19 protein-coding genes are annotated in these 18,008 nt (G+C 47.6%); 12 read left to right on the top strand and 7 right to left on the bottom strand.

Annotated features, from left to right (window positions below; genetic code table 11):
* The 4 genes from moaE to Q4Q50_RS18965 all read left to right on the top strand — a co-directional run bounded on the left by moaE (position 1) and on the right by Q4Q50_RS18965 (position 3,119).
* Complete coding sequence (gene moaE, locus Q4Q50_RS18980; RefSeq protein ID WP_259574404.1) at positions 1-468, top strand: molybdopterin synthase catalytic subunit MoaE; 468 nt, start codon at positions 1-3, stop codon at positions 466-468.
* Between the two features lie 77 nt (positions 469-545).
* Complete coding sequence (gene modA / locus Q4Q50_RS18975) at positions 546-1,346, top strand: molybdate ABC transporter substrate-binding protein (RefSeq protein ID WP_311900627.1); 801 nt, start codon at positions 546-548, stop codon at positions 1,344-1,346.
* Positions 1,347-1,354: 8 nt separating this feature from the next.
* A complete protein-coding gene (modB, locus tag Q4Q50_RS18970; RefSeq protein ID WP_011845539.1) occupies positions 1,355-2,035 on the top strand; it encodes a molybdate ABC transporter permease subunit in 681 nt (226 codons plus the stop codon).
* A complete protein-coding gene (locus Q4Q50_RS18965; RefSeq protein WP_311900626.1) occupies positions 2,016-3,119 on the top strand; it encodes an ABC transporter ATP-binding protein in 1,104 nt (367 codons plus the stop codon). Before modB ends, Q4Q50_RS18965 begins: the two co-directional genes overlap by 20 nt.
* A gap of 14 nt (positions 3,120-3,133) precedes the next feature.
* On the opposite strand, the gene Q4Q50_RS18960 is transcribed toward Q4Q50_RS18965, so the two are convergent.
* Positions 3,134-3,295: a hypothetical protein gene (locus tag Q4Q50_RS18960; protein ID WP_300481706.1), complete on the bottom strand. Its 162-nt coding sequence runs from the start codon at positions 3,293-3,295 to the stop codon at positions 3,134-3,136.
* 492 nt (positions 3,296-3,787) lie between these two features.
* On the opposite strand from Q4Q50_RS18960, the gene Q4Q50_RS18955 reads away from it, so the two are divergent.
* Genes Q4Q50_RS18955 through Q4Q50_RS18940 form a run of 4 tightly spaced genes read left to right on the top strand, consistent with a single transcriptional unit; the run spans position 3,788 to position 7,079 of the window.
* Positions 3,788-4,309, top strand: coding sequence for a hypothetical protein (locus Q4Q50_RS18955; protein ID WP_006079762.1), 522 nt, complete (start codon positions 3,788-3,790; stop codon positions 4,307-4,309).
* A 60-nt stretch (positions 4,310-4,369) separates the two neighbouring features.
* Positions 4,370-5,047 (top strand): response regulator transcription factor, encoded by a 678-nt coding sequence (locus Q4Q50_RS18950; RefSeq protein ID WP_006079763.1) that lies wholly within the window; start codon positions 4,370-4,372, stop codon positions 5,045-5,047.
* Positions 5,048-5,096: 49 nt separating this feature from the next.
* Positions 5,097-6,353: a sensor histidine kinase gene (locus Q4Q50_RS18945; protein ID WP_311900625.1), complete on the top strand. Its 1,257-nt coding sequence runs from the start codon at positions 5,097-5,099 to the stop codon at positions 6,351-6,353.
* A gap of 33 nt (positions 6,354-6,386) precedes the next feature.
* Complete coding sequence (locus Q4Q50_RS18940) at positions 6,387-7,079, top strand: TIGR01621 family pseudouridine synthase (protein ID WP_311900624.1); 693 nt, start codon at positions 6,387-6,389, stop codon at positions 7,077-7,079.
* A gap of 48 nt (positions 7,080-7,127) precedes the next feature.
* On the opposite strand, the gene Q4Q50_RS18935 is transcribed toward Q4Q50_RS18940, so the two are convergent.
* On the bottom strand, positions 7,128-8,297 hold the full coding sequence (locus Q4Q50_RS18935) for a GGDEF domain-containing protein (protein WP_311900622.1): 1,170 nt from the start codon (positions 8,295-8,297) through the stop codon (positions 7,128-7,130).
* Between the two features lie 263 nt (positions 8,298-8,560).
* Between Q4Q50_RS18935 and Q4Q50_RS18930 the strand changes: the two genes are divergently transcribed.
* The gene (locus tag Q4Q50_RS18930; RefSeq protein WP_006079767.1) at positions 8,561-8,728 is read left to right on the top strand and encodes a YqaE/Pmp3 family membrane protein; all 168 of its coding nucleotides are present in this window, start codon (positions 8,561-8,563) and stop codon (positions 8,726-8,728) included.
* Between the two features lie 72 nt (positions 8,729-8,800).
* Here Q4Q50_RS18930 and Q4Q50_RS18925 read toward each other — a convergent pair whose 3' ends face one another.
* Positions 8,801-10,975 carry a TonB-dependent receptor gene (locus Q4Q50_RS18925; protein WP_311900621.1) on the bottom strand — a complete coding sequence of 725 codons (2,175 nt, stop codon included), beginning with the start codon at positions 10,973-10,975 and terminating at the stop codon, positions 8,801-8,803.
* Between the two features lie 408 nt (positions 10,976-11,383).
* On the opposite strand from Q4Q50_RS18925, the gene Q4Q50_RS18920 reads away from it, so the two are divergent.
* The gene (locus Q4Q50_RS18920; RefSeq protein WP_311900620.1) at positions 11,384-11,653 is read left to right on the top strand and encodes a DUF2986 domain-containing protein; all 270 of its coding nucleotides are present in this window, start codon (positions 11,384-11,386) and stop codon (positions 11,651-11,653) included.
* A gap of 133 nt (positions 11,654-11,786) precedes the next feature.
* On the opposite strand, the gene Q4Q50_RS18915 is transcribed toward Q4Q50_RS18920, so the two are convergent.
* From Q4Q50_RS18915 to Q4Q50_RS18905, 3 genes are all read right to left on the bottom strand, one after another.
* Positions 11,787-12,299 carry a M23 family metallopeptidase gene (locus Q4Q50_RS18915; RefSeq protein WP_311900619.1) on the bottom strand — a complete coding sequence of 171 codons (513 nt, stop codon included), beginning with the start codon at positions 12,297-12,299 and terminating at the stop codon, positions 11,787-11,789.
* Positions 12,300-12,338: 39 nt separating this feature from the next.
* Positions 12,339-12,941, bottom strand: a complete 603-nt coding sequence (locus Q4Q50_RS18910) for a hypothetical protein (RefSeq protein WP_311900618.1) — start codon at positions 12,939-12,941, stop codon at positions 12,339-12,341.
* A 357-nt stretch (positions 12,942-13,298) separates the two neighbouring features.
* Positions 13,299-14,384 (bottom strand): MBL fold metallo-hydrolase, encoded by a 1,086-nt coding sequence (locus tag Q4Q50_RS18905; protein WP_311900617.1) that lies wholly within the window; start codon positions 14,382-14,384, stop codon positions 13,299-13,301.
* Positions 14,385-14,542: 158 nt separating this feature from the next.
* Between Q4Q50_RS18905 and Q4Q50_RS18900 the strand changes: the two genes are divergently transcribed.
* A complete protein-coding gene (locus Q4Q50_RS18900; RefSeq protein ID WP_220591760.1) occupies positions 14,543-15,154 on the top strand; it encodes a TetR/AcrR family transcriptional regulator in 612 nt (203 codons plus the stop codon).
* A gap of 66 nt (positions 15,155-15,220) precedes the next feature.
* On the opposite strand, the gene Q4Q50_RS18895 is transcribed toward Q4Q50_RS18900, so the two are convergent.
* Positions 15,221-16,564: an anaerobic C4-dicarboxylate transporter gene (locus Q4Q50_RS18895; RefSeq protein ID WP_311900616.1), complete on the bottom strand. Its 1,344-nt coding sequence runs from the start codon at positions 16,562-16,564 to the stop codon at positions 15,221-15,223.
* Positions 16,565-16,828: 264 nt separating this feature from the next.
* Between Q4Q50_RS18895 and Q4Q50_RS18890 the strand changes: the two genes are divergently transcribed.
* Positions 16,829-18,007 (top strand): PrnB family protein, encoded by a 1,179-nt coding sequence (locus Q4Q50_RS18890; RefSeq protein ID WP_311900615.1) that lies wholly within the window; start codon positions 16,829-16,831, stop codon positions 18,005-18,007.
* The last annotated feature ends 1 nt before the right edge of the window (position 18,008 follow it).

Below are 18,008 nucleotides of genomic sequence, written 5' to 3'. Positions count from 1 at the left end.
ATGCGCTTATTACCCGCAGTTCGAGTGCAAGAAGTCGATTTTAGTGTGGCCGACGAATATCGGCAGTTAGCTCAAGATGATAGCGATGGTGCCGTAGTCACTTTCGTCGGTAAAGTGCGTGATTTTAATGATGGCGCCGCGGTGACTGACTTAACCTTAGAGCACTATCCGGGCATGACAGAAGCCGTGCTAGAACAAATCGTTGTCGAGGCGCGCAGTCGCTGGCCACTGAACAAGGTCACTGTTATCCACCGCGTGGGCACTATGGCCTTAGGTGAGCAAATTGTATTTATCGGCGTAACCAGCGCCCATCGCAAAGCCGCCTTCGCGGCCTGTGAATTCTTAATCGACTTTTTAAAAACCAAAGCGCCATTCTGGAAATTAGAAGCGGGCGAGCAAGGTAAAAGCTGGGTTGAGGCGAAAGATGCCGATGAACAAGCTGCCAATCTGTGGCAACACAGAGACTAGTTGCAGCAAAAATACGCGCAGTGGCAAGGCAGCTTGCTAGCTCTACATTAACGCAAACACGGCACTGAGGTGACCCAATGCAGAGTTTGACCCGTTTCTTCCACTCCCTTGGTTTTGCATTGCTTTTTTGTTTGGCGGTAGTGCCATCGACCAGTCGCGCAGCGGATAATGCGCCGATTCCAGCCATCGCCGCAGCGGCTAATATCAAGTTTGCCTTGGATGACATTGTTAAAAACTTCACCGCAGAAACGGGTCTCAAAGTACGGGTTTCCTATGGTTCATCAGGAAATTTTGTCGCGCAAATTCAACACGGTGCGCCGTTTGAAATGCTGCTGAGTGCCGATGAGCGTTATATTGCCGAGCTGAACAAAGTCGGTTTTACCCAAGGCGAGGGCGTGCAGTATGCTGTTGGCCGTTTAGCCTTAGTCGCCCCTAAAAATTCGCCGCTCGCACTAGATATCGAACTCAATGGCCTAAAAGCATTATTGACAGCGGGCCAGCTAGAGCGCTTTGCGATCGCCAATCCTGACCATGCTCCCTATGGCGAACGTGCCCGTGAGTTATTGAAAAAACTCGGGTTATGGGATGAGCTGCAAACTAAGTTGATCTTAGGCGAAAACGCCTCCCAAGCGGCGCAGTTTGCGATCAGCGGCTCGACTCAAGGCGGAATTATTCCTTTATCACTGGCAATTGCGCCGCAGTTTCAAGCCCTCGGTCATTATTTAGCTTTACCCACAGATCTCCACGGTCCGCTGAATCAACGTATGGCGTTAATGCCTAATGCGAGCTCAACCGCCGAGCGTTTCTACCAATATCTACAGTCAGACGCCGCCCGCGCCGTATTCACTCAATACGGTTTTGGTTTGCCGGTAAGTTAAGGATTCCAATGGATTGGCAGGCGCTGTGGTTATCGGTCAAACTCAGCAGCATCACAGTCTTGGTGCTGATCCCCCTTGCAATTCTCGCGGGGCGAGCCTTGGCCTACCGCCAATTTGTCGGTAAATCTTGGGTCGAAGCGCTGATCATGGTGCCCTTAGTGTTACCGCCGACCGTGATTGGCTATTACTTGCTGGTGGGGCTCGGTAGTCAGAGTTGGCTCGGACAATGGATAGAGCAACTAACTGGCCAGCAGCTCGTGTTTCATTTTTCAGGCCTGGTTATCGCTTCTGTGTTCGTCAATATCCCTTTCGCGGTGCAGCCGATCCAGCGGGCCTTTGAAGCTGTGCCGAATGATGTCCGCGATGCCGCAGCGTGTTGTGGTATGAGCCGACTTAAAATATTACTTAAAATTGAATTGCCTATGGTGTGGCCGGGTGTGCTAACCGCGCTGGTGTTGTGTTTCTCCCATGTGCTCGGCGAGTTTGGCGTAGTGCTGATGATGGGCGGCAATATCGCTGGCGAGACTAAGACAATTTCGATTTCTATCTACGACAGTGTGCAAGCCTTCGATTTTAATGCCGCAGGCACTATGTCATTAGTGTTATTACTGTTTGCGGTAACGGCTTTGGCGCTCACTACCAGTTTGTCACGGCGTTTAGGAGGTCAGCGTGGCGCAAATCATCGCTGATCTGCGGTGTCAGATCCAAAACCATAAACACATTAAACTCAACGCTGATTTTCGCTGCAAGGCTGGCGAAGTGCTCGCTGTGGTGGGGCCGTCTGGCGGTGGCAAAACGACCTTGCTACGGATGATCGCTGGGTTGAATCATCCCGATACGGGACAAATCCATTTTGGCGATCGGCCTTGGTTTGATGATAAAGCGCGTATCGCCTTAAGCCCGCAGCAACGCCATATCGGTTATATGCCGCAGCATTTTGGCTTATTTCCGAATCTCACTGCCTTAGAGAATGTAGTCGCTGGGCTTGATCATATCCCCAAATCTGAGCGTATTGTGCGCGCTAAAGATTGGCTTGAGCGAGTCAACCTACAAGGTTTACCTGATAGATTGCCGGCGCATTTATCTGGCGGTCAGCGTCAGCGTGTTGCGCTTGCCCGTGCACTTGCCCGCGAACCTTCAGTGTTATTACTCGATGAGCCTTTCTCGGCAGTTGATCGGGAAACCCGCGAGCGTTTATATCTCGAACTGGCGCGCCTCAAAGAGCAGTTACTCTGCCCAGTAATTATGGTTACTCACGACTTAAATGAAGCTTTGTTGCTGGCTGATTCGATGATTTTGATCAGCCAAGGGAAGATGCTACAGCAGGGCGCACCTTTTGAAGTGTTGTCGCGGCCACGCAATGAAGCGGTAGCGCGGCAGATGGGGCTAAGGAATATTTTCGACGGTGAAGTGGTATTTCAAGACAGCACTAAGAACATTACTTGGCTTAAGTTTGGTGAACAGTTAATTGCCTGTGACTATGGCAAAGATCGCCCTGTGGGAAGTCGAGTTCGTTGGGTTATCCCCAACCAAGGCATTCGGTTTAATTCGATTTCCAAAGGGCGTTTATGCCGCAGTTTTAATAAGTTAGATGTCACGATCGACGCCATGCTGGTGATGGGTGAGTCGGTTCGCCTTATCTGCTATGTCACGGGGACTCAGTTACAACTTAACACCGAAGTCTCGCTGCATTTTGCCCAAAAGCTTGCACTCACTAAAGGAATGCAAACCACAGTGGCACTCAAATCCGAGCAAATTCATATTTTGGAATAATGTGATATCGCACTCTAATGACGTTTTTTACCCAGTAATCCAATCCAAAATGTTCCTTCCAACAGCATGCCTAAGATGATAAATGCAGCGGCGCTTGTGGCGCTGCCGTAGGCATAGGCGCCTAATGCAGCAACGAGTAACAAGCTTAAACTTATCCATCGTATGACTGGTTTCATATTCGCTCCGATTAAAAAATGCCATTACTTGACGCTTGGTTATCAGACTGACTTTAGTTGAGTGCAGCCTAGTTGCCAATCGTACTTTTTAATGACCCAGATAGACTAAAATACCCGCTAAAATTCAATCAGCTTGATTTTAAATGGCTAAATTATGGTTTTTCACTGGAAATGTCATACTTCAAAATCCCCAGATGATCAAAGCTTAATCTTGTTTCCATCGGTGTTTCAGCTGGTATTAGGTAGACTTAACAGATTAGCCACAAGATGATTGAGTGTTTGGCTTAAAAGCTAATAACTTAGGTGATGTTCAAAGGTTTTTTTGATCCATTTATGACCCAACCTGAGTGAAGGCTTATGTAAGGTGATGCTGTATCCAGTGGTAGATTATGGGGGATTAGCTTGGAATCGCGCCCAGGGACAATTGGTCCCATCGACTTCTAACTGATTGTCTCATAAGATACAAACTTAGCTGATTTATATGGAGGAGCCATGAGACTATGGTTGCTAGGATTCATGTTGGTATCTGGCGTCGCAACAGCGGCTCAGAGCATGTATTCGATGTTTGCGGGTGGAGACTATGTACCGCCGCTGAGCGTTATGCAGCAGATCGAAAAAGGGTTCTCCGGCGTGATTGCCGAATTTAATATGGAAGAGCAAGAGGGTGAATTAGTCTACCAATTTGAGTTGATTAATCCCTTGGCCAATTCTATAACGCGGTTTGAATATCGTGCCCGCGATGGTAAGTTGCTGAAACAAAAGGCGAGTAAAGTGAGCGCGGATGATCTCGGTGAGGTTGAGGCGACACGTTTGATCGCGGCAAAAGATCAAACATTTTCAGGCTTAATCGCTAAGGCCACTAAAGATCACAAAGCCTTCTTAACCGAGGCAAAGTTAGATCACGACTTAGGTATCAGTTATTTAGAACTTAAGCTGCTAGACGATACGGGTAAGTTTAAATTGGCTTTTGATGTCGAAAATTTACGCCCGTTACCTTTACTCAAGTGGGATTGAAACATCTAAGTCAATCGAGTGCTCAAACGAGTATTTAGGATTGAGGAGCGCAACATACAGATGAAAATACTTTTAGTTGAAGATGATGCGACGACGATTGATTACATCGTCAAAGGATTTCTTGAGCAGGGCCACAATATCGAAACGGCGAGCGATGGCCACCAAGGTCTGTCACTCGCCACGAGTAGTCAGTACGATCTCGTGATCCTCGACCGCATGTTACCCCAGCTCGATGGCTTAAAATTACTGGCCGCCTTACGGGCAACGGGCAATCAAACCCCAGTGCTGATTTTATCTGCCTTAGCGCACGTTGATGAGCGAGTGAAAGGCCTGCGCGCGGGCGGCGACGACTATATGACTAAGCCGTTTGCTTTCTCCGAGTTATTAGTGCGCGCTGAAAAACTCATGCACCGAGGTCAATCTGTGCCAGTCACCACAGATCTTGTTGTCGGTGGTTTGAAGATGGAGTTACTGACCCGTAATGTGACCTTAGACGGGCAAGAGTTGATGCTGCAGCCAAAAGAGTTCCAGTTACTTAAGTATCTAATGGAACATGCGAATCAAGTGATTAGCCGCACCTTGTTGTTCGAAGCAGTGTGGGATTATCATTTCGACCCACGCACGAACGTTATCGATGTGCATATCGCAAAATTACGCCGTAAATTTGAAGAGTTAGGCCATGGCGAGCTTATCGAAACCGTGAGGGGAGCGGGTTATCGCTTACGACAAAGGCATTAAGCCTTACCAAAGCAGCGCCTGGCGCATCACAATCGTCTTTTCGACCTTAGTGACGGTGATCATTGGGGCGCTGCTATTTGCCCTCTATCGACAGCTGATCATCGAGCAACAGTATCAAGTGACTCAATATTTAGAGTCAGAGACCCAACGTTATCAGCAACTTGCCCTAACGGTTGATCGCCGTAGTTTTGCCGCTCAAATCCGCGCCGCCGATCCACAAACCGCTCTGATCGCTTGGCGTAATAGCTACGATATGGTCGGTGCCTTGAGCTTTATGCCCGAAGGCATGCCCATGCTGCCGCAAACGCGAGATTTCCCCATCTTAACCGGTGGCCCAGATAAGCTGCATATTCTTACCGGCGGGCTGGTGATGACCCGCTACGGCCCAGTGTTGATTGCGACCCGTACCGATAACTTAGCGACATTAATTGATAAGTTTATCAGCGCCGCAGCGACAGCCGTGATGCTAACCATAGTGTTGACCTTAGCGCTCGGCTATCTGTTTTCTAAGGCGATTTTACGTCGATTAGTACAATACAACCGCTTGAGTGAACAGATTGAACGCGGCCACTATGATACCCGCTTGCCCTTGAGTTGGCGTCAGGATGAGTTTGATATGTTGGCGCTGCAGTTTAATAATGTGCTGGATATCCTCGAAAATAACCTGATGGCAGTGCGCGGCGCGACCGATAATATCGCCCATGATTTACGTACTCCACTGTCACATATCCGCATTGGTCTTGAAGAGCTGGCGAGTAAACCCAGCAATGAGATTAGCGAGGGTTGCGCCATTTTGACCGAGGAGCTCGACCATTGTTTAGCGACATTTGATGCCATGTTGTCACTCACGCGTATCGAAGAAGGTCAGCAGACGCTCGATTTGCAGGAGTTAAGCCTAGCGCAACTGTGTACCGATTTGTTGGACATGGCCGATGCCGTGGCAGAATCCAATGAGCAAACCTTGAGTTTGTCGCTGTTGGCTGACCATAAGGTATTTGGTGATAAATACTTATTATTCCAAGCTTTATATAATCTCGTCGATAACGCGATGAAGTATTCTGGCCAAGGTGCGCGGATTGAAATTATCCAATCAGGCCCGCAAATTCAGATCCGCGATAATGGCCCCGGTATTCCCGACGACAGTAAAGAAAGAGTGTTCGAACGCTTAGTGCGCCTCGACCCCAGCCGGCATTTACAGGGTACAGGTTTAGGATTATCTATGGTCAAAGCGATTCTCTCACGGCACAATGCCAAAATTAATCTCACGGATAATCATCCCGGCTTAGTGGTCACTATTAAGTTTTAAGTCGATGATCCGCATTACAGCGTCGAGAACTCCATGTATCGAATCATAGCCGATGAGGCTGACTTCCTTATTATCTCCAAATCAGCCAAAGTGCATTTTCACAGTCAGGACGGAACAGCGGGCGTAGTGGCGCAGGCTGAGCAAGATCTGGGGATTAAGCTTTTTGCCGTGCATAGATTAGACACGCCCACGTCCGGTCTGTTGATTCTGGCCAAAAGCGCCGTCGCTGCCAAGCAATTTACTGAGCTATTTACCGCTCATAAAGTGCAGAAATATTACCTCGCCCTCGCGAAAGGCAAGCCGAAGAAGAAGCAAGGCTGGGTGATTGGTGACATGGCAAAGTCGCGGCGTAGCATGTTTAAACTGCTGCGCACTAAAGAAAATCCGGCGATTACGCAGTTTTTTTCATTGAGTGTCAGCGAGGGATTACGTTTATATTTACTGAAACCCCATTCGGGTAAAACCCATCAATTAAGAGTCGCCTTAGCAAGCTTAGGTGTGCCGATTTTAGGTGATGATTTATACGGTGGCGCGGTGGCGGATCGTTGTTATCTGCATGCCTACTGTCTGCATTTTCGCTATGGCGATGAAGCGACTGGCTGGCGTGATTATGCGTATAGGGATGTGCCGACTCAAGGTGAACATTTTGCCGCTGAAGGTGTGACTGAAGCGCTGATTGAGTGGTCTGAACCCGATACTTTGGCTTGGCCAGCGAAAGGGGATTAATACGAGTCGCGTTATTTTTGCGTGAGGCTAGCAAGATTTTGCGAAAGCCTAGCAAGCTTGGCAAATACGATCTCGGCCCTCAGATTTGGCGCGGTACATGGCTTGGTCCGCTTGCATGAGTAGCTTGTCTGGCTGGCATCCTTGATAGATAGTGGCGTAACCTAAACTGGCATGGATTTTTATCGTAACACCTTGCCAGATAAATGAATTATCCTTAAGTACTTGATGCAATTTCTCGGCAACGGCTCTGGCAGCGGGTGCATCGGTCGCGGGCAAAATCACCAGAAACTCCTCACCACCGTGACGACATAGGGCATCATTTTCACGTAATACTGATCCAAACAGTCTCGCCGCCGTCAATAGGGCGAGATCACCCGCATCGTGGCCGTATTGATCGTTAATCTCTTTAAAATGGTCAAGATCCAATAAAATCATACTGTAAGGCACATTATCCTTTAGCCAGCGTTGATGGATATTGTTGAGAAACTTATGCATAGCCCGCCGATTCCACAGGCCTGTGAGTTGATCCCGCTCCGCTAACATACGGATTTTGCTGACGAGTCGCGTCATGGCATTTCCTATCATCACGATATTGATTAATAGGGTTAGAAATACATAAAACCACAGTACAGGTATCGCTTCTTGGGTGTGCATGGCGATAAATATCGGGCTTTCTTCGGGAGACAACAGGGCGATAAAGATACGAATGGTAAAAATACCCACCATGGCGACTAAAGGCATTACCATAGCGATGGCGACTCGGTTACCTGTATCGCGTTTGATGGCCTGATAGTTATCCCGCGTCAGCATGGTAAAAATCAGTGCGGCGCAGGCGGAGAAAGCAACGGCTAAGGTGCGTTCGGAGCTGAAGTTGGGGGGAACCGAGAGCATCACACCTGCTGTGATTGCTAAGAGAATAAGGTCAGATTTAACGCTGGGACTCAGTCTGAAGAGTGCCTTAGTGCCCCAGCGTAATAGGATGAATCCAAATAAAATCGCCATATCGGAGCAGAACCAAAAAAGGTAACTAGAGGCTTCGGAGCGTTGGCTGTTGAGTATGATGCCAAGGAGGACGAACAAGTTCGCTAGAGAAAAGCGCATACTGGCCTGAGTGGCAATCTGTAAGGGTTTAGCAATGAGTCCCCATGCTACGGCTGCGGTGCTGGCCAGTAGGCAAATAAATTTGATGAGTAATAGGGCTTGGGGATCAAATATCATTCTTTTACTTCATATTTTTCTTTAACTATAGATGCTTTTCGGCATTTTCGGTTGAAGTTTATAGGATATCTTAATCTGTATTTATTGGTAGGAGGCGGGCTGTATCCTCTTTTGAATTTATGGCGATATTAAGTGCCTTTATTTAGAGAATAACTTGGGTTATTTGCTGTCTTGTAAGCTAAAATGTTTGCAAATTCTGAGTCTTCCTGCGAAGTTAGACCCTGTTTATTCGCCTACAATCTCCGTTTTAAGGATGCCCTGTTATGGATACAAATAAATTACTCTTAGTCATTATTGCGATTCTATTGCCTCCTGTTGCCGTATTTTTGAAGGCAGGAGCGGGTAAAGATCTGCTGATAAACATAGTGTTGTGTTTACTGTTCTGGTTCCCCGGTTTATTACATGCACTCTGGGTCGTGACCAAGGCATAAATTGCTTTCTTCCACACAATAAAAAAGCGCAATTTTATTGCGCTTTTTTATGCTTCAAAATGAGCCTTTCACTTAGAAAGGCAAGGTGTAGCCTATTGTCGCAGTACGTCCCATGCCTTTGAAATAACGATCATTTGTACCCATGGTTTGTGAGTAATAATTGAAATAATCCTTATTAAACAGATTTTGCAGACCTAAGCTCAGGGTGCCAGTGTAAAGCGGCATAGAGAAGGAAGCATCGACTGTGGTATAGCCATCAAATTCCGCATACTTGTTGCCCGCAGCATTTTTAAAGTCGCGGTCCATGTAGTAGTTGGCTTGAACGCGGGTCGACATGTCATTATCGAAGTTATGGGTCCAGAACAGGTTGATACGGTTTGGCGAAATATTCGCGCCATCGAGATCGGTATCGACTTTGTTATCACCATTTGAATCGTATTCGCCCTGTTGAATGGCGATGTTCATACCGAGATCATCATTGCTGGTGAGGTAGGCGGTAACATTGGCTTCGATCCCCTCGATCACGCTTTTTTCCCGCTTCACATCGTAGAAACCATCGCCATTTAAGGCTAAACGTGAGCCAAAATCAGTGGCCGAACGATAATACGCAAACTTAGCGCTTAAGTATTTACCTTGGTAATCGGCGCCGACTTCGACGTTATCTGTGACGATCGGCGTGAGCGCCAATGAGTCATCTATGCTGGGATTGTCGCCGGGGAAGCTTTTACCATCACGCAGAATACGGCCGATATCCGGCATACCAAAACCTTGGTTATAGCTGGTATAAACGCGAATGTCTGGGGTGATTTTGTAGGAGATACCGACGTTGAATAAGGTTTCATCGAAGGTGGCCGAACCGCCTGCAATTTGCTTGTTGCCCGCACCCCATAGGGTTTTGTAGTCATCGACACTCAACTCGGCATGCTCGTAACGAACACCGGTCGATAAGGTTAGATTTTCAATTAAATCATAATCTAACTGCAAGTATGGCGCGACGTTGTCATAGGTGCTTTCCGGAACCCACGAAAAACCCGTTTTCACTAAATCTTGCTCTGTGGTATCGCGGAAAAGGTCGACACCGTAGGCCGCATCAATCCCTGAACCCGCAATATCTTTAGCAATCAATGAGCTTTTTAAACCCCATTTAACTGAAGCATTACGCGATTGCTCGTAGTATAAGCTTTCGCCTTTACTGCCGACACCGCACTGGATCACTTGGTCGCTACCTTCGAAGGATGGATCGTAGAAACTGTCGAAACAGCCGCCACCATAAACCGCTTTAAAATCTTGATTAAAGAGTTGTAGGTTAAGTTGTTGGCCACCAATGTTGGCGTGGGTGTAAGTCAAACTGGTGGTGGTCACTTGGTTGTTAGCCGCTTCCCATGGCTGGGTTTCTTTAACTGCGCCCGTGGGCACGCCATTGGGTTTGTCGCCAGCAACGGGCATCCAATCGCCATTGTTGTCTGCGGTGTAATGGTTAACCATTAACTCAAGGCGCGACTCGTCGAAGTTGTGGCCAAGCTTAATGAAGAAGTCGGTGCTTTGGCTGTCCATCGACTCGCCTTGAGTCGTATCCACACCAACGACATTATGGTTGGCATCATAATAGACGCCATTATTGCGGTAGCTAACCGAACCTATCATGTCGATAAATTCTGACTCGCCAGAAAACGCATAGCTGGCACCAAAGCTTAAGCCATTGGATTTCATCGAATCAGGAACTGTCACATCGAAACTGGCAACCTGTTCGCTGTCACCCGTCGGTTTTTTAGTGATGTAATTGATGATGCCGCCTTGGGCACCAAGACCGTGCATTGCATTGGCACCGTGAATGATTTCGATACGCTCAATCATGGCTGGATCTATGGTTTGACCCGAGCGACCCCCACTGCGAAGTGGGTTTGATTGCGGTACGCCGTCGATCATGATCAGCGGCGGACGACCACGCAGGGTTTCGCCTGTGTTACTCATCTTCTGGCGGCTTGGCGAAAAGCTCGGAGCCAAGTTACCGATAATGGTCGACAAATCTTTAGTGGTACGGAACTGTTCTTCTAATTGGGCGCGGTCGATGATAGTGACGGTATTGGGAATTGAGCTGGGGGATTTATCCATCCGACTCGCGGTGACAGTTATTCTTTCAATATCTTTGTTTTTATTCGTTCCCGCATCGGATGTTTCTTGTGCCACAGCGGATTGGGTGAGTGCCGCAAAGACGGCGAGAGCAACAAACGAGGTTTTGAACGTCATATAACTTCCTGCTAAGGGGTGGATTTGCTACACCGAATTCCTTGGCATTAGATTCTTCCGTTAAACAACATTGCAAATGATAGTGATTTTTATTCTGACGCGATTTTAGGGCAGGAATTACGGCTTGTCTAGTTGTGTATTCGCGGAAATTGCGCAATTTGGCGGCAGTATTCAAAATTGCGACACAGGACTCGGTATCGAGATTTAACCCCGAGGGTTACCTAGTGCGAGTTCGTGTCGGTAAGATAGTGCCTTATTTAGCGTTTAGCATGGCTTTCTCTATCTGATGGTTTGGTCGCAAACTTGATGACTTGGCTTGAAAACGCGGTTTGTTAACTAGGCTTGTTAATTTGGTTAGCGTTGGGCGTGGGTTTGATGGCCGGAGGCGATCTGACTTAGTGCTTTCGATTGTCTGGCGTGCAGGTGGAAGGCTATAATCGCGCCCCTTTATTCCGTATCTGCATTGGTGCCTTGATGAACCGCAAAAAGAAGATAAACCAAACCTTGAAGAGCAAGGCGAAAAAGGCCAATGCCAAACTGCAATCGAGCAATAAACCTAAATACATTGCGAAGGCGGATAGGGAATCATTAGCTGCAGAGGCCGATACCGAGTCGCATGCAGTGGATGCTGCGGCAGTTAACTCTGTGACTCTTGATAGCGAGTCTGCTGAATCATAAGTCTCCGTTCATTTCTTCGTATAATGTGTCGGCCATGCTGGCATTCAGTGAGTTTGCCGACATGGCGAGTTGCTGAACCCTCATTTGTAGTTGATATTGTCGCGAAGCCGCACTGTGACTCATCACCTAAGTCTTAGTGTGTTTCTAAGTAGGTGATGGGGTTTTGATAAAAGGCCTTTTTATATCCTTGGGTTGAAGTATCTATCAGCCAAGGTTTAGGCAATAAGCTCAAAATGGAATAATGCAAATGTGGCGGTTTACCTTGAGCGTTACCCGTATCGCCGACAGTACCCAGCGTTTCACCTTGGTGGGCAATTAATCCCGTTGTTGATTCAATTTGCGCTAAATGGGCGAAGTAATGAATTTGCCATTTAGGACCTAGACCAACGACCACATTGCCTCCTTTAAAGAAGTCGCCTCGATAGAAGATCAGCATAGGCGTTGGCGCAATCACGGCGGTGTTTTTGGCGGCGAAAATATCTATCCCCTTATGTACGCCCGATGGGCCCCAAGGTTCATACCAAAAGGTTTGGCTGTTCCAATCTTTACTGCTGGCGCCTTTTACCGGGATCACCGGTGACTCAGGGATCAGATAACCGCCAAGTAGCAGTAACGCGAGTGCTAATCCAACATATGTTAACTTCATTTTTTATCCTGCATTAAGCCTTAGTGCTTTTCTCAAGCTCTAATGAAAATCACTGAATTCCTGCCAATTTACGGGGTACTGCAAGCGCTCAGATGCTGAAAGTGACAGCCAATAGGGGCGCCAAAAATAGTTGCACCAAAAATCGATATTCCCTTGAAGACTGCCGAGTGTATCGGGATCGACATCGGGAAAGCTGTCCCAAGGGTGAGGTAAAGTCGATTTGAACGCAATCAGTTGTTCTAATAGTGCTTTGTCGTTGGTGATTAAACTGACGCAGATCCCCGCAAAATCGGCATATTGGTGGAGCTGCAAGCTGGTCGCTTGGGTAGTATGGATTATCAGACCATTAAAGCTGGCGGCATGTTCGGGCAATACCGCAAAACCTGCATTGCCAATCAACGTATCTAAGGTTTGCTTGCCTTCTAAGGTCAGTAAGCCGTGAACTTGATAGGCATAAATATCGGCCTGCAATATTGGCGTCACTAGCGGATAGGCTTGGTTTGTCGGCAAGTCGATGTCGGGCATTTGCGCTGGATGAAAAATGGCGGCTAAGTCAGCTTGTCGCTCTAGTGGGCTGTTGCCATGAAAGGCGCTATGAAGATGTTTTTTTAGCCAAGTGAGCACAGACATGAATGCGACCATATAAGGTGAATGTTAATTGATCATGGCGTTTCTAAAGATTCAAATCACCAATCTACTTCTTGTTCCCGCGATTTTATTCATCCGCATATGGCCAGTCTGAAGCATTAATACCGTTAATTCAGTTGGATATTAAAAATGACAAGGCAAGCGATTTTATGCCTGTAACTAAGCTGTCGTCTAGGGTTTAGCGTTAGCAGGAAGAAGCTTAATACTTAAGTTGTGAGCTTTTGAGCGCCGACAAATGGGAATCTGTCGAATGGTAAACCGCAGTGGCTCTCTTTTGTTGGAGAGCCACTGATTCAACGTTTTTAAGCGTACTGATAAAGGTTTAGATACACGAGCTGATAAGAGTTCAGCTTAAAACTTATCTGAACTCATACGCGCCGGAATGATTTCAAACTCGGTTCTGTCTTTGGGTAAATAGGCTTTCCACCAAGCGTGATTCAAAGCTGGGCTATGGGCTAATTCACTCAGGTTGATCCCTTGACCAAATTCCGGCGTAAGCAGCGGCACGTCATAGGCCTTGGCGGCTACGGCTATGCGTTCCAATGGCTCGTACCAACTATGTAGCGCGAGATCGAAGCTGCTGTTATGTATCGGAATTAAGTGTCGTCCCCGCAGATCTAAATGCGCCCGCAGTGATTGCTCTGGTTGCATGTGGATATTTGCCCACATCTCATCGTAGGCACCTGTTTCTATTAAGGTTAAATCGAAAGGCCCAAGTCTGTCGCCAATCTTTTTAAAGCCGTCGAAGTAACCGGAATCACCGCTGAAAAACAGTTTTAGTTCAGGGGACTGAATAACCCAAGATGCCCACAGGGTTTGGTTTTTGTCCGTGATACCACGGCCCGAAAAGTGCTGTGCCGGCGTCGCGGTAAAACTCAGACCCGCATGTTGGGTTTCTTGCCACCAATCGAGCGCGACTATCTTGCTGGCAGGCACGCCCCACGCGAGCAAATGTTTATCTACGCCCAGTGGCACGATAAATTTTTGCGTGCGCTCGGCGAGGGCTAAAATGCTGTATTTATCTAAATGATCATAATGATCGTGGGACAAAATAATCCCTGCGAGCGCTGGAATATTATCGAGTTCGATCGGCAACTCGTGGAATCGTTTTGGCCCAAACATTTGGCTTGGCGAGGCGCGTTTCGAAAACACAGGATCGGTTAACCAATATTGACCGTTGAGTTGTAACAGCACTGTTGAATGGCTGATTTTATACAGCATAGGTGTTGCATCCGCAGTGGGGTTTAGCTGCATTTTTTGGATTGGCAGTGCTTGGTTTGGACTCTTATCAGGAATGCTTTCGGTCATGTAACGCCATAAAATAGAAAGTAAATTACCTTCACCACTGTGGGTATTGGGAGCTTCATTGCTGAATGTGTCACCCTTAACATGGGCCGAAGTCTTAGTATTTGCGTCAGTTTTTGTTTGAGTGGCCATGATAAAGCTCCCGAGTCGTAGTAAGGTCAAGACAATCTTAAATCGCATTTACAATATCAAAAAAAAGTAAACTACACAGTGTAGTTTACATGCGGCGGTGTAAAAGTAAACTGGATAGTGTAAAATGTCGACAAATGATTTTTATGGCGTAGGAAAACATGGCAGACAAACCCATTAAATTGACAAACTCTCAGCAGAAACGTGTGGCGATTCTGCGTGCCTCGCGGGAAGAGTTTATGGTCAATGGCTTTGTGGGTGCCAGTATGGACAGGATCGCCCAGCGGGCTAATGTCTCTAAACGTACTGTGTATAACCATTTTCCGAGCAAGGAAGTGCTGTTTGATACCACAACCACAGAGTTGTGGGCGCGGACGAAAGAAGCGGCGACCTTAGTTTACAATCCGGCGCAGAGTCTTGAAGATCAGTTGCAGCAAATTGCGCATCGATGCTGGGCTTTGTATCAGCAGCCTGAGTTTCTTGATGTGGCGCGGGTGGTGATGGCAGAGTTTATTCGCTCGCCTGTCCAAGCGACTGAAGCGATGGAGAAGCTTGCGAAGCAAGAAGGTGGACTCGAAGCTTGGCTTGCGGGAGCGGTAGAACACAAGGCGCTGAATATCGACGATATTGCAATGGCATCGACTCAGTTTTGGGGCATGTTTAAGGCGTTTGCATTCTGGCCTAAGCTGTTCCATATGAAAAATAATGATGAGCACCAGCAAGCGATTATCGACGCCAATATCAAGATGTTTTTGGCCATGTATCGCGCTTAAACCTAGCGTTTAATCCTATTCAACATAAAGGCCGCATCGCGGCCTTTATTATTTGTGAAATACAGACTAGAGCAAGGCTGTCGCCAGCAGATAACCGACGGTCGATGCGGTACCCACGCCGATAAAACCTGGAATGATAAAGCTGTGGTTAATAATGAACTTACCTATTTTAGTTGTGCCTGAACGGTCAAAGCCGATACAGGCCAGATCGCTTGGATAAGTAGGTAGCACAAAATACCCGTAGCTTGCAGGGAGGAAAGCGATCAAGAGTTTTGGATCGACCCCTAAGGCGAGGCCCATAGGCGCAATGGCAGTCAGCGCGGCCGCTTGGCTATTAACAAGCTTAGAGATAAGGAACAGCACTAAGGCATAGGTCCAAGGCTGGCTTTGCACCACGTGGGACAGGTTTTCTTTAAGCACATCCATATGGCTGATGAAGAAAGTATCACTCATCCACGCCACCCCAAATACTGAGAAAATCGCCACCATGCCCGCTTTAAAGACGGGTCCATTAGAAATGTTTGTCGGTTTGACTTTACAGGTCATAAGGATAAATGCCCCCGCAATTAACATCATCATCTGGATGACTAAGTTCATCGATAATAAGGTCGTTTTCCCTTTAACTTCAAAGGCAGGGCGCAGTTCACTAAAGGAACCTAGCAGCACCACAGCGGCGATAGCCGCAAAGAAAATCCCCGTTGCCCAGTAAGCTTCCTTAGGAAAACGTTGGTTTAGCAGGGTTTCGCTCTTGTCATAGATAAAAGCTCTTTGGACAGGATCTTGAATCCGTTCTTGGAACTCTTCGTCTTTATCTAAATCTTTACCGCGACGTAGACTCCAAAGCGCTGCGGCCATGACGCCGCAAAGCGATGCAGGTACTGACACCATTAAAATTTCGAGCAGATTGTAGGCGCGGCCTACACCTTGTTGCGATGCGAGAATCGACACCATAGACACAACCGCTACCGACACGGGCGAAGCACAAATTGCCATTTGCGAGGCGACGGATGCCACAGCCATTGGGCGTTCTGGGCGAATATTTTTCTTCAGCGCGATATCGGAAATAATTGGGAACATAGTGTAAACCACATGGCCTGTACCGCACAAAAAGGTGAGTGTCCAAGTGGTCAGCGGCGCCAGAATGGTGATGTATTGTGGATGGCGGCGCAGTAGGCGCTCGGCAAACTGCATCATCACATCCAAACCGCCCGCGGTTTGTAATACGGCCGCACAGCCGATCACCGCAAGAATCGTTAGCATAACTTGTACTGGCGGTTGTCCCGGCGCTAAACCGAAGACAAATATCAGTAAAAACAAACCTATGCCGCTGATGAGGCCGAGTCCCATACCGCCGTAGCGGGTACCCAGCAGCAAGCAGCCGAGTACGACAATAAATTCCATTAAAATCATTTTGATTTACTCCTGCGGAACCTGCCGCGCTATTTGTATTAGGACTATCTGTATTTGGCGTTATTTTGCGAGGCGATTGATTTTGATAACTTGCGCTGGAGCAAGGTGTAAATAAAAAGTGGCATTAGAATTTTCATAAATTTGAGCTAGCGCTAGAAACGCATGGCGATAAGTTGCATTCTGGTTAACGAGTTTTACGGAAAGGGCTAAGACTTAGCGCTCGCTCCGTTTACAAGAACGATAACAATACTCAAGGATAAGCCCGTGAAACCTGCCACCTTTAATACCGAAGCCTTCGATGATTGGATCCGCAGTCGCTTTGTGGAACTCAACTCAGAGCTAGAACAGCTTTATTATCAACAAACGGACCGGGCCAATGTGCTCGATATTGGCGCAGAAGCTAAGTTGGCGCTAGAGAGCGAAGGCCGAGGATTGATTAAGGCCTTGCTCGATGAGGGGAATACCGACGAAGGGTTCGACAGTGCCTTTGATTTACTCGGTAACGTGGGGCTATACATGGCAGCTTGTCGACGCCATGAAATTACTGAGCCCTCACGGGAAACCACCTCACCATTAGCCGAAGCCTCCGCGCTAGCCATGCACATTGGCGCTTCAATAGGTGTCACGCCGCGCTTTGCCACTGCGCATTTAACTACCCATAATCGTGCCCACAATGGCATTTATAAACGCTTTACCGATCTGAGCGCTGAAAAGCTGTTTGTGGATTACAACACTAAAGGCATTTTGGCCTATAAACGCGCTGCCGATGCGTTATTGAAAATCCAGCCTTTGGGCATTTCCCATCCTATCAGCCACGATTTACTGCGGGTCGCCAAACAGGCATTGCAGGATGTGATTGAGTCGAACACTCAATTATTCAATCGATTAGATACGGATCGTTTCTTTTACTGTGTTCGCCCTTACTACAAACCTTATCGGGTGGGCTTGGTTATTTATCGCGGCGCCAATGCAGGGGATTTTGCGGGGATTAATGTCATCGATTTAACGCTAGGTCTTTGTTTCGCCAATGAGGCTTCCTACTCGCAAATGCTGGTGGACAAGTTTTTATACATGATGCCTGAGGATCAACAGATATTGCGCGAGTGCATGCGTCGGCCGAATTTGATGGATGACTTTCTGCAGGCAAAAGACTGCTCAACCCAAGATTGGTATCAAGAAAACTTGCGACTCTTTATTGAAGTCTGCGAATTACATGGCGAGACTGCGATTCAGCACCATAATGAGTTAGTGACTAAATATATTGCCGAGCCTTCGACAACGATGGAGCAGCAGCATTTAGCTAAGGTCACCGCCAGTGGTCCGCCACTGCATGTGCTACTCGGTTCATTGGAGCGACTCAGAGATAGGCGTGCCGCCGCTCAGCGCAGCGACATCCGGACGCGTTATGATGAGATTAAGAAACTGAAAGAGAGTTTGAGATAAC

Source organism: Shewanella scandinavica, assembly GCF_031932065.1.
GTDB classification, from domain to species: domain Bacteria; phylum Pseudomonadota; class Gammaproteobacteria; order Enterobacterales; family Shewanellaceae; genus Shewanella; species Shewanella baltica.
Note: the sequence above shows the minus strand (reverse complement) of the source record. Positions and strands in the feature narration are given on the sequence as shown.